Annotated in this window: 12 protein-coding genes; all 12 read left to right on the forward strand. The window is 38.1% G+C overall.

What is annotated here, in order from left to right; genetic code table 11:
* The first annotated feature begins 8 nt into the window (after window positions 1–8).
* Complete coding sequence (locus tag ACJRPK_RS03995; protein ID WP_407138530.1) at window positions 9–1,079, forward strand: pesticidal protein Cry7Aa; 1,071 nt, start codon at window positions 9–11, stop codon at window positions 1,077–1,079.
* Window positions 1,076–3,361, forward strand: a complete 2,286-nt coding sequence (locus ACJRPK_RS04000; protein WP_407138531.1) for a glycosyltransferase — start codon at window positions 1,076–1,078, stop codon at window positions 3,359–3,361. Before ACJRPK_RS03995 ends, ACJRPK_RS04000 begins: the two co-directional genes overlap by 4 nt.
* A gap of 104 nt (window positions 3,362–3,465) precedes the next feature.
* Complete coding sequence (locus ACJRPK_RS04005; protein ID WP_407138532.1) at window positions 3,466–4,728, forward strand: MgtC/SapB family protein; 1,263 nt, start codon at window positions 3,466–3,468, stop codon at window positions 4,726–4,728.
* Window positions 4,729–4,745: 17 nt separating this feature from the next.
* A complete protein-coding gene (locus ACJRPK_RS04010; RefSeq protein WP_407138533.1) occupies window positions 4,746–5,735 on the forward strand; it encodes a 2-hydroxyacid dehydrogenase in 990 nt (329 codons plus the stop codon).
* 42 nt (window positions 5,736–5,777) lie between these two features.
* Window positions 5,778–6,551: an SDR family oxidoreductase gene (locus ACJRPK_RS04015; protein WP_087524293.1), complete on the forward strand. Its 774-nt coding sequence runs from the start codon at window positions 5,778–5,780 to the stop codon at window positions 6,549–6,551.
* Window positions 6,552–6,576: 25 nt separating this feature from the next.
* Complete coding sequence (locus ACJRPK_RS04020; protein ID WP_407138534.1) at window positions 6,577–7,407, forward strand: universal stress protein; 831 nt, start codon at window positions 6,577–6,579, stop codon at window positions 7,405–7,407.
* Window positions 7,408–7,410: 3 nt separating this feature from the next.
* Window positions 7,411–8,253 (forward strand): ATP cone domain-containing protein, encoded by an 843-nt coding sequence (locus ACJRPK_RS04025; RefSeq protein WP_407138535.1) that lies wholly within the window; start codon window positions 7,411–7,413, stop codon window positions 8,251–8,253.
* 25 nt (window positions 8,254–8,278) lie between these two features.
* On the forward strand, window positions 8,279–8,533 hold the full coding sequence (locus tag ACJRPK_RS04030) for a hypothetical protein (RefSeq protein WP_407138536.1): 255 nt from the start codon (window positions 8,279–8,281) through the stop codon (window positions 8,531–8,533).
* Between the two features lie 14 nt (window positions 8,534–8,547).
* Entirely contained in the window at window positions 8,548–9,924 is a 1,377-nt protein-coding gene (locus ACJRPK_RS04035; RefSeq protein ID WP_407138820.1) for an MBL fold metallo-hydrolase RNA specificity domain-containing protein, read from the forward strand.
* A 3-nt stretch (window positions 9,925–9,927) separates the two neighbouring features.
* Window positions 9,928–11,430, forward strand: a complete 1,503-nt coding sequence (locus tag ACJRPK_RS04040; protein WP_407138537.1) for a thymidine phosphorylase family protein — start codon at window positions 9,928–9,930, stop codon at window positions 11,428–11,430.
* Between the two features lie 11 nt (window positions 11,431–11,441).
* Window positions 11,442–12,335, forward strand: a complete 894-nt coding sequence (locus ACJRPK_RS04045; RefSeq protein ID WP_407138538.1) for a ribose-phosphate pyrophosphokinase — start codon at window positions 11,442–11,444, stop codon at window positions 12,333–12,335.
* The gene (locus tag ACJRPK_RS04050; RefSeq protein ID WP_407138539.1) at window positions 12,332–12,982 is read left to right on the forward strand and encodes a hypothetical protein; all 651 of its coding nucleotides are present in this window, start codon (window positions 12,332–12,334) and stop codon (window positions 12,980–12,982) included. Before ACJRPK_RS04045 ends, ACJRPK_RS04050 begins: the two co-directional genes overlap by 4 nt.
* The last annotated feature ends 3 nt before the right edge of the window (window positions 12,983–12,985 follow it).

Genomic DNA, 12,985 nt, shown 5'->3' on the forward strand with positions numbered 1-12,985 from the left:
ATAGCAATATGGAACATATACATCAAATCAATACCTGGATAACAATAGAGAAAAAAGGAATATTGCTTAGTCCCACTAAAAATCCTTTTGAAAACAACGGCGTGTTAAATCCCGGAATATTTCAAGAAGGTAAAGAAGTGCATATCTTTTACCGTGCGGTGGAAGATGGCAACTACTCTACCATTGGATATGCCAAAACCAATGAACATTTAGATATTATAGAGAGGAAAACAAGCCCCTTGATAGGGCGTAATTTCGACTATGAAAATCACGGCGTGGAAGATGCACGTATCGTTAAAATTGAAGATGCTTTTTATTTAACATATACAGCTTATGATGGCGTAAATGCCATGGGTGCCTTGGCTACCTCTAAAGACATGATAAATTTTGAGAAAAAAGGTATTATTACGCCACCCTTGAATTACAAGGAGTATAAATTTCATTTGGAACATTGCAATCAGGGCAAACTAAATCCAAAATATTTCCATTACTACAACCTTTTTGCCCAAATAGGTATGGTAGAGGAAAAACATAGGTTATTGAGGGATAAGGACATCGTACTCTTTCCTAAAAAAATCAACGGGAAATTCGTAATGCTTCATCGTATATGGCCTGGAATACAAATAGTCCAGTTTGAACGGTGGGAAGACCTTACCAAGGAATTTTGGGAAGACCACATAAAGAACCTTACCGATCATATCCTTATGGATCCATTGTACGATTTTGAAGTTAATTATCTGGGAGCAGGATGCCCACCCATTGAAACAGAAGATGGCTGGCTCATAATTTACCATGGCGTTTGTGAAACCAACATCGGAAAAACCTATCATGCAGCCGCTGCACTATTAGATATAAACGAGCCAAAAAAAGTAATTGGGAGGCTGGCGTATCCATTATTCTCACCTTCTGAGGAATGGGAACTAAAAGGGGTGGTAAACCATGTAGTATTCCCTACGGGAACTGCGCTATTTGGAGATAACCTCCATATTTATTATGGGGCGGCAGATAAACATATTGCTGTGGCTAAACTCAGCCTAAAACAATTATTGGATGAACTAAAAAAGACAATGAAACCATGAAAAAGCTGAAAATATTATTTATCTGTTCCTATCCACCCCGGCAATGTGGCATAGCGACATTTTCAAAAGACCTTATAACATCCCTTAAAAACAGTTTTGGTGCTTCAATGGATATAGAGGTATGCGCTCTGGAAAACGATTGTTGCGACATTGATGAATATCCCACGGAAGTCTCATATATAATAGAGGCACAAAAACTGAATTCCTTTTTTAAAGTTGCCGATAAGTTGAATGAAAGGGAAGATATTGGGATGGTTTGTGTACAACACGAGTTTGGACTTTTTGGAGGGGAATACGGAAGCCATTTGGTAGCATTCCTGCTCCGTCTTAACATCCCTATCTCCTGTGTGTTCCATACCGTATTACCCAACCCAGACTTAAAGCGATTGAAAGTAATGCAGGCACTGGATGAGCTGAGCGAAAAGTTTATTGTACTCACCAATAGGTCCGCCGAGATACTGGAAAAAGATTATTCCATAGAAAAAAACAAAATAAAGGTTATACCACACGGGACACATATTGTACTGTGGAAAGAGCAGCAAGCCCTTAAAGAGAAGTATGGATTTCAAAACAAGATGGTGCTCTCCACCGTTGGCCTGCTCAGTAAAAATAAAGGAATAGAAACGACGCTTCGCGCTCTGCCCAAAGTACTCAACAATTTCCCAGACACCATCTATCTTGTATTAGGTAAAACCCATCCGGAGGTAGTAAAAAATGACGGTGAGACTTATAGAAAATCACTTATGGAACTCGTAAATCAGTTGAGCCTCAATGAAAATGTTATCTTTATTAATGAGTATTTGGAACTCAAAACATTACTAGAATACTTGACGCTTTCTGATATTTATATATTTTCTTCAAAAGATCCCAACCAAGCGGTAAGCGGCACCTTTGCGTATGCAATGAGTTGTGGCAATCCCGTGATATCAACCCCAATTCCCCACTCTAGGGAATGCCTGGATCCCAGTACCGGTATACTGTTGAACGGTTTTGAAGATGCTTCGGAAATAAGTAACGCCATTGTTGACTTATTGAAACAACCCACTTTAAGAACCTCAATGGGTAAAAATGCGTTTACCCAAATGCGCGCCTTTAGTTGGGAAAATGTCGCGCTAGCTTATGCTGATGTCTTTCAGGAATATTTAAAAAATCAAAAACCACTGGAATTTGTGCTGCCCACCATTAAAACAGAGCATATTGAAAATATGACCACCAACTTTGGCATCCTTCAGTTTTCAAGTTTTGATGAACCAGACCCATCCTTTGGCTATACGCTTGACGATAACGCAAGGGCCTTGATAACCATGCTAATGTATTATGAACAGAAAGCTTCGGAAAAAACTCTTCAGCTAATAGAAATTTATTTGAACTTCATGGCCGTTTGCCAGCAGGAAAATGGGGAGTTCTACAACTATGTAGATTACAGTCAACATTTTACGAGCCAAAACAATGAAGTTAACCTTGAAGACTCTAATGGCAGGGCTATATGGGCACTGGGGTATCTATTGTCGGAGGCATCACAGCTTCCCGAACATTTAGTGATAAAAGCCGAAAGCTGCTTTAAAAAAGCCTTCCCAAACATAACCAATTTTAGATCGCCAAGAGCCTTGGGCTTTGTGCTAAAAGGCCTTTACTTTTATCAAAAAAACAGAACAGAAACAACCTGTACTGCCATAGCACAAAAACTGGCCGATGAGCTCTTGCGCATTTTCCATATAAGTGCCGACAACCAATGGGAATGGTTTGAAGACTACCTTACCTATGCAAACAGCGTCTTGCCCGATGCCTTATTATATGCTTGGCGAATTACCAAGGATCAAAGGTATAGGGAAGTTGCCGAAATTACGTTCGACTTTTTGCTGTCTCAGTATTTTATGAAAGGGCAGATAACGGTAGTTTCCAATGATGGCTGGTTCCATAAAAGGAACAAACGTGTTTTCTACGGCGAACAACCCATTGAAGTTGCTTATACCATCCTTTCCCTGGACCTGTTCTACAAGGTTACCCAGAAAAAGAAATATGCCCAGCAACTGCATACGGCGTTCAGTTGGTTTTTAGGCAACAACCACCTTCAGCAAATTATGTACAATCCGGTAAATGGCGGGTGCTATGATGGCCTTGAAAGTGAAAACGTGAACATTAATCAAGGGGCCGAGTCCAGTATCTGTTATTTGATGGCCCGCCTTATTGTTGAAAAATATCCTTTGGGGATAAAACAGACCATAATGCCACCCAATATTAAAATCTGGAATGAATTGGGTGCAATAAAAACAAGGAATTAAAATTCAAAACATAAAAATGAAACAGTAAGTGGAAAATAGTGCAGCCCTCCCTTTGACCATAAGGTTTTTCTGTAAAAATCCAATAAACAATTTAGGTTACAATAATGACAGAAGCGTTTAAAAATATCAACCCATTTATCCTCGGACTACTCATTAGTATGGGAATTGGTCTTATTCTGGGATTGGAACGTGAATACGATAAACTGAAAGAGGAACAAGGTTTTGCTGGCATAAGAACCTTCCCAATTGTAGCAATTATTGGCTTTATCTTGGGAAACCTTTCCACAGCCTACACACCTTGGTTGGTCATTATAATTACAGCTGCCTTTCTTTTGTTTTTGGCCTTAAGCCATCTTTCCATCGTGCAAAAGCATATTATGACTGGTATTACCACCAATATGGCTTTATTCGCTACGTTGATTTTGGGGGTTATGGTAGCGAATCATTTGCACAAGGAAGCCGTTGCTACCGCGGTAGTTATAGTTACTTTATTATCATTGAAAACAACCTTCAATACCTTCATTAAAAATATCACTTCAGAAGAACTTTTTGCCTTTATCAAGTTTTCAATAATTGCACTTCTTATTTTACCTTTCTTACCAAATCAAGATTATGGCCCAGAAGGTTTGCTCAACCCTTTTGAGATTGGAGCAATAGTAGTGATTGTCTCTTTTCTGAATTTCATCGGCTACTTTCTTGTAAAATACGTAGGTTCTAAACGAGGTATTCTGCTAACTGCAATTTTGGGTGGCTTGATTTCAAGTACTGCCGTAGCTTGGATATATGCTACGCGAAGCAAGGAGTCACCTGAACTTTCTAAAGAATATGCTGCAGGAATAGTTATTGCTTCTGCCATCATGTTTCCAAGACTGGCAATATTAGCATATATCTTTAATAATGGCATACTTTCTTATTTGGCCATTCCCTTTACCATTCTAACATTGATCTGTTTGATAAGTGCTATCTTATTTATTAGAAAGAATACTGAAGTCTCAAAGACAGCTATCAACCTTGGTAATCCTCTTAATATTCTAAATGCACTTGGGTTTGGTGCTATTTATGTGGCAATTTTATTTGCAGTTTTTTATGGAAATCAATTTTTCGGAGAAAGTGGTCTATATTTTTCAGCTTTAATTGCAGGATTGGCAGATACCGATGCGATAACTATTAGTATGGCAAAATTTGGGTCTCTGGAAGACAAACTCGCTCTTGCCACCAATGTCATTATAACAGCAACTATTAGTAATATGATTGTGAAACTAGGCATTACTTATTTCAAAGGTTCAAAAAAAGCGGGGAAACTGGTAATGCTCATTTTTGGAAGTGTCGTTGTCGTTGGTATAGCCTATATATTAATACAGTTATAGAATTTAAAAAAAGAAGAATGAAAACAACCATATTTAGCACCCATAAATTTGAAGAACCATATCTGGTAAAAGCGAATAACGGTAAACACCAATTAAAACTGTTAGAAAGTCGTTTAACAGAAGAAACTGCTATTCTGGCTACTGGCTCTAAAACTGTAAGTCTATTTACGGGTGATGACGCTTCAGCAATCGTTCTTGAAAAATTGAAAGCTTTTGGTATTAAAAACATCGCTTTACGATCTGCGGGATTCAATAACGTGGATTTGACAAAAGCGGCTGAACTAGGTATAAAAGTAGCTCGTGTGCCAGCATATTCCCCTTATGCCATAGCTGAACATACTCTTGCACTAATATTGGCTTTAAATAGAAAATTGATTAAAGCACATAATAGAGTTCGTGAACAAAACTTTTCTTTAAATGGGCTTACAGGATTTGACTTGAATGGTAAAACAGTCGGGGTTATTGGTACCGGAAAAATAGGTGCTGTACTTATAAAAATACTTCACGGACTAGGATGTAACATTCTTGTTCAAGATGTTGTTGAGAACAATGATTTAATTGATAATTATGGTGTAAACTATACCAATTGTGAAACCATCTGCAAGCAATCTGATATTATAAGCCTGCACGTACCATTAACGACTACAACCAAACATTTAATTGACAAAGAACACATAGCACTTATGAAACCTGGGGTAATGCTCATCAATACCAGCAGAGGTGGCTTGGTAGATACCAGGGCAGTTATTGAAGGTCTGAAATCAAGAAAGATTGGATATTTCGGGATGGATGTGTATGAGGAAGAAGAAGGTTTGTTCTTTGAAGACCATTCCGATGACATTTTGCAAGACGATGTGATTGCCCGATTAATGACCTTCAACAATGTTTTTATAACCAGCCATCAAGCTTTTTTAACCGAAACAGCTTTGACCAATATTGCTGAAACCACGATTTATAATCTAGACTGTTTTGAAAATGGCAAAGTTTCAGGAAACGAAGTTTCTTGATTAAGAAACAAAAATTAGTAATAACACTTAAATCTTAAAATTATGGATAGAGTAAAAAATAAAGTAGCCATTGTCACGGGAGGTGCTTCTGGCCTAGGAAAATCAAGTGCAATCTTATTGGCTCGTGAAGGTGCTAAAATTGTGATAACTGATGTAGATGATGAAAACGGAACTAAAGTAGTTCAAGACATTAACAATGATGGCGGTGAGGCAATTTTCATTAAACAAGATGTCTCTAAAGAAGAAGAATGGAAAATGGTTATTGAGACTACGATCAAAACATATGGAAAGCTTCATATAGTAGCTAATTCTGCCGGAATAGGAATAGGTGGAACGGTTGAAGATGTAACTTTAGATGACTGGAAAAATCTTATAGACGTAAACCTTCACGGTACTTTTTTAGGCACCCAATATGGCATAAAGGGAATGAAGGAAACTGGAGAAGGTGGTTCCATTATTAACTTTTCTTCAATCGAAGGACTTATTGGAGACCCTAATCTACCCGCCTATAATGCAAGTAAGGGAGGTGTAACCATATTTACCAAATCGGCAGCACTACATTGTGCGAAGCAGGGTTACAAAATACGCGTTAATTCCATTCATCCAGCATATATATGGACCCCAATGGTAGAAAATTTCCTAAAAGCCCAAGGCAATGTGGAAGAGGGCAAAAAGCAGTTAGAAAGTCTACATCCGGTTGGACACTTGGGAGAGCCTGATGACATAGGTTACGGTGTCGTTTACTTAGCTTCGGACGAATCAAAATTTATGACCGGTTCTGAGTTGGTCATTGATGGTGGTTATACTGCACAATAATGGATAACCTAAAAATTAAAAATTTATGAAAAACATACTTGTACCCACCGATTTCTCTGAAAACTGTACCAAAGCTGCACAACTCGGGATTAAAATGGCAAAGTTATACAATTCTGAAATTCACTTTTTGCATCTAATGAACACGCCTGTAGAGTGGGTGAAACTAGATAAACTCAAAGAAAAACGCTATCCCGAAACCGTGAAGCAAATTGGTATTGCTAAAGCCAAATTACGTGAACTGGAAAGAATGGCAGAACACGAAGGCTTGATATGCCGTACATTTCTTCAATATGATGCCGGACAGGGAGATATTCTGGAACATTCAGGCCATTTTCACCACGATTTTATCATTACCGGAAGCAGTGGCACTAAAGGTGTCATTAGGGAAATTACAGGCAGTAATGTTGAAAAAATCGTCCGAAAAGCTAATGCACCTGTTATCGTGGTAAAAGACCAAGCACTTAATTTCCCTTTTAAAAATATTGTTTTTGTATCTGATTTTGAAGAAGACCTTAGCAACGCCTTTAAACAGGTTGTTTCCATTGCCGCAAAATGCGATGCAAAAATACACTTGTTACGTATCAATACTAAAACCGACACAAATAGTATTGCTTTGGGCTTACAACCTATGAAACGTTTTATAGAGAAATTCCCAGAAGTTCAAAACTACACCATGAATGTGTACAATGAACTATATGTTGAAACTGGAATAACTACCTATTTAAAAAATAACCCTGCAGACCTCATTACCATGTGTACACATGGTACTACCGGCTTTTTAAGTCTCTTTTCTAAAAGTATCGCCGAAGGTGTAACCAATCATTCCGCATTACCAGTAATGACAATACATATTTAAGAAATGGACAACTCAATAAACATAATAAAGCATTCGGGAGACATTGTTCCTTTTGATGTTGACAAACTCAAAAATTCATTGCGACGAGCTCAAGCGAGTGAGGATGTAATTCAACAAATAGCAGGACAGATTCAATCTGTTATATATGATGGGATTACCACCAAGAAAATCTACCAAATGGCATTTAAAATGCTTAAGGGAAAATCGAGGGTAAGTGCATCAAAATACAAACTCAAAAAAGCACTAATGGAATTGGGACCTTCAGGTTTTCCTTTTGAAAAATTAGTAGGAAAAATAATGGAACAGGAAGGTTTTTCAACACAAGTTGGTGTGATTGTACAAGGTAATTGTGTGCAGCACGAAGTAGATGTGATAGCCCTAAAAGACAATAACCATTATATGATTGAGTGCAAATACCATAGTGACCAAGGACGGTTTTGTAATGTCAAGATTCCCTTGTACATCCATTCACGGTTTTTGGATGTGGAAAGGAAATGGGAACATCAAAAAGGACACGAGGCCAAACTACATAAAGGCGGTGTGTATACCAATACACGATTTACAACCGATGCAATACAATATGGTAAATGTGTAGGATTATTATTGACAAGCTGGGATTATCCAATGGGGAACGGTTTAAAAGACAGAATAGACAAGTCTGGATTTCATCCCTTAACAGCATTGACAACAATGACCAATGCCGAAAAAACAAAATTATTGGATAAAGGCATTGTGCTTTGCAAAGAGATCCACGAAACACCTACTTTATTAAATGAAATCGGGATAGATAAAACAAGACACAAAAAGATTTTGGAAGATTCCGAAGAACTGTGTAAAAACCATTAAAAAATAAAACTTTAAATTTAACTTTATGAAAACTGAAGAATTAAAAAAACAGAACAACATAGATTTTGAACCTTTTTACGAAGCATTGGAAGACGACCCAAAACTGCTTGAAGAGGCTTTGGAAATACTATTGGATATGGTAGACTTTGAAACTAAATCTATAAAAAAGGTAGCACTTTATATCAAAGAGGATTCACGAAATCTATATAATGAAGTGATAGCGTTATACAAATCGACCGAAGATAAAGGAAGCACACCTTCCTGTTGTGGTGGGCACTAATACATAAGAATACGATGAAAAACGATAAAATAAATATCCATTTTTTGGGAGCTGCTGGTACAGTAACAGGTTCAAAATATTTAGTGGATACGGGAGAGAGAAAGATATTGATAGACTGCGGACTTTTTCAAGGGCTGAAGGAATTGCGCCTTAAAAACTGGGAATATCCACCCGTTGAAGTTTCAGAAATTGATATGGTTTTGCTTACCCACGGCCATATGGACCACACAGGGTATTTACCTCGATTGGTAAAACAAGGGTTTAAAGGCCCGATTTACGGCACAAATCCCACCTTGGACATTGCAAAAATCATTTTGAACGATAGTGCAAAAATCCAAGAGCAGGAAGCCGAACGCGCCAACAACGAAGGCTATTCCAAACATAGCCCGGCAGAACCGCTTTACGATTTAAACGATGTTGAAAAAACCCTTCCAAATTTCAAGGGAGTACCACCTGCTCAATGGATGCCATTGATGAAAAATATAAAGGCCAGATTTCAATACAATGGTCATATTCTCGGTGCCACTTACATCGAGTTGGATATACACGGAAAACGTTTTGTCTTTTCGGGAGATATTGGAAGAACCAATGATTTACTCTTATACCCACCTCTAAGACCCAATAAAGCGGATATCTTATTCATTGAGTCAACCTACGGTGGAAGATTTCATCCAGATGAAGTAGAAGCACTGCCACAGATTGAAAAATTGGTCAACGATACCATCAATAGAGGTGGTAGCCTGTTTATTCCAAGCTTTTCGGTAGAACGTGCCCAATTGATGATGCTCATTTTTTGGAGATTATTAAAAGAGAACAAAATACCGAAAGTACAAATGATAATGGACAGTCCAATGGGAGCGAATGTACTCGAACTCTTCCACCGTACAAGGGATTGGCACAGATTAGAGGACAATGAATGTGATGAAATGTGCTCACATTTCACGGTCGTAAGCAGTTATCGTGAAACAATGGAATTACGGACCGACAACAAACCAAAAATAGTGATTGCAGGAAGTGGAATGCTTACGGGTGGCAGAATGCTCAACTATCTCGAAACACAAGCACAAAATCCAAATAACACTTTGCTTTTTGTGGGTTATCAAGCTGAAGGCACTCGTGGAAGAAAGCTATTGGAAGGCGATAAGGAATTAAAAGTGTACGGAAAATGGGTGCCATTTCATATGGAAGTTGCGGAAATTGAAGGACTTTCGGCACACGCAGATCACGCTGAACTTATGGATTGGATGCGTAAAATAAATAATAAACCAGAGCGGATTTTCATAGTGCACGGTGAAAAAGAAAGTGCAGAAGCATTACAAAAAGGTATCAAGGAAACCTATAATTGGGATGCTGAAATCCCACAATTATATAGCATTGAAGAAATAAAATAAACTATGGAACAACATTCAAATATATTAAAATACAAACATCTTGGAATCTACACCCAAAACGAAAATGTAGTATATATGCGTGAAGACTGCCACGTGTGTATTTCAGAAGGTTTTGAAGCATTAACACGAATTAGGATATCCAATGCAAGTACCTCAATCGTTGCAAGTCTCAATGTTTTGAATTCTGATATACTGCTGCCCAACGAAATCGGGCTTTCAGACGCAGCTGCAAAAAAGTTGAATGTTTCCGACAATGACACCTTGTACGTTTCCCATTTAGAACCTATAGAGTCGTTAAGCCACGTCAGGGCAAAAATCTATAATCAAAAACTGGATTATAACGCCTACAACCAAATCATAACCGACATCGTTGAAGGCGACTATTCCAATATACACCTTTCAGCATTCATTACTGCCTGTGCAGGAGACCGAATGGATATTGATGAAATATCCGACCTAACGAAAGCTATGATTGCCTCGGGAAAGCAATTGAATTGGAATAAAGAAATCGTTGTCGATAAACATTGCATAGGCGGATTACCAGGCAATAGAACCACACCCTTGGTAGTGGCCATTGTAGCTGCTTATGGACTTACAATGCCAAAAACGTCCTCGCGAGCCATTACTTCGCCCGCAGGTACAGCAGATACTATGGAAGTTCTGACCAATGTTACGCTCTCTTCCGAAGAAATAACTGCTGTGGTAGAAAAAGAAGGAGGTTGTTTTGTTTGGGGTGGTACAGCGCAATTAAGCCCTGCCGATGATGTTCTGATTAAGATTGAGAAAGCCTTGGATATTGATAGTGAAGGGCAGCTAATAGCCTCGGTCCTTTCAAAAAAATCTGCGGCAGGTTCCACTCACGTTGTTATAGATATTCCCGTGGGAGAAACTGCAAAAGTTAGAAGTTCAGAAATGGCTGAAAAACTCAAGAACCATATGGAAACGGTAGGCAATTCTGTCGGATTGAATGTGAAAGTGGTCATTACTGATGGTACGCAACCTGTAGGAAGAGGGATTGGTCCAACTTTGGAAGCCATCGATATACTAAAGGTTTTGAAAAATGAGACAGATGCACCTAAAGACTTAACAGAAAGAGCATTGCTTTTAGCTGCTGAACTAATAGAACTTTCTGGGAAAGTAGTAAAAGGGAAGGGATTGGAAACCGCACATCAAATACTAAAATCTGGAAAAGCGTATGAAAAATTCTTTGCTATATGTAAAGCGCAAGGTCGCTTTTCAAAACCTGTTATAGCACCCTATAAAACCGAAATTAGAGCAGAAAACTCTGGAATTTTAGAGCGAATTGATAATAGAAAAATTGCAAAACTTGCAAAACTTTCGGGAGCACCTAAATCAAAATCCGCAGGGATTCTTTTGAATGTCCATTTAAATGAAAAGGTTGAAAAAGACCAATTGTTATATACCATATACGCAGAATCCAAAGGCGAACTCAACTATGCTCTGGAATATAAAAATTATCACAATAACATATTAACCATAACTTAAAAACACACACGATGAAAACAATATTATTCAGCCTTCCCGGAAACGAAGAACTTACAGCACTTATGGCAAAAAAAATGGATGCGGAAATCGGGAAAGCGACCCTACGTAAGTTTCCCGACGGAGAATCCTACACACGTATCTTATCTGATGTGAAGGATAAATGTGTTGTACTGGTTTGCAACTTGCACGAACCAGACGAAAAACTGTTGCCACTTTATTTTTTAAGTCATACTGCCAAATCATTAGGGGCAATGTGTACGTGCTTGGTAGCGCCCTATCTCGCATATATGCGTCAGGACAAGATTTTCAATGAAGGCGAAGGTGTTACTTCTGGTTTTTTCGGAAAACTGATTTCAGGTTTTGCCGATAGTATTACCACGGTTGACCCACACTTACATAGAATTAGCTCTTTAGGCGAAGTATATCAAATTCCAAACAAAGTCATTCACGCAGCCGATGCTATTTCAGAATGGATAAAAGAAAACGTCGAAAACCCTGTACTTATAGGTCCAGATTCAGAAAGTGAACAATGGGTTTCCGAAGTTGCTAAAAAAGCGGGAGCACCATTTACGGTACTGCAAAAAGTGCGTCACGGCGACCGTGATGTGGAGGTTTCTGTACCAGATGTGGAAAAATATAAAAACGCCACACCTATTTTGGTAGATGATATTATCTCGACCGCTCGAACGATGATTGAAACCGTGGTGCATTTGAAAAAAGCAGGAATGAGACCACCTATTTGTGTGGGTATTCACGCAGTTTTTTCAGGTAGTGCCTATCAGGATTTGTTAGATTCCGGCGTAGAAAAAATAGTGACCTGCAATACCATTCCACACCCTTCAAATGCTATTGATTTGAGCGATATACTGGCAAAAGAAGTAAAAAAATTAATGCACCATATATGAGAAAACGAGTTTTCATAGTACTAATCACATTATTCAGCATCACAATGACTGGACAAACTGAAATGCTTATCGGGCAGATTTCAGACAGACTTGTCGTTAGGGAAAATTTCAATGCAGAAGGTGCTTTTTTGAATAAGCAAACTTTTAAGTCTGGAAAAGTCATCGATAAGAACGGTTATTATGAAATTGAGGTCGTTACAGAACTATTTGATAAGGACAAAAAATCTACTGACAAATACACCACGACTTATCGTTGTAAACCTGATGAAGCCAGTATAATGGTAATGGCATTTCCATTTTCCAACCCAAAATCAAAGGAAACCGAAATCAATACCACATCTAAAAATTTTAAAGAGCTCTACGATCTGAAAAACTTAAAAGACATAGAATTAGAAATGAGTTTTGACTCTGGCTTGTTGAATTTCTTCGGTTCAAAAAGCGTGATAAAGATTTTTAACCGTGAGTTAGATAATGGACAAACCTATAATACTATTAATTCCAAAATCGATATCAAGGCCTATGCCTGGGGAATTCGCATTAAGCAACTCAATTATAATGTCAAAGAAGAATTAAATCGTAAAGGCCTATTGACCTTTCAGAAATTTACTGAAGCCGATGGTAGTTATTTTACAATAAACTATAAATAAAAG

Source organism: Aquimarina sp. 2-A2 (assembly GCF_045505135.1).
Classification (GTDB): domain Bacteria; phylum Bacteroidota; class Bacteroidia; order Flavobacteriales; family Flavobacteriaceae; genus Aquimarina; species Aquimarina intermedia.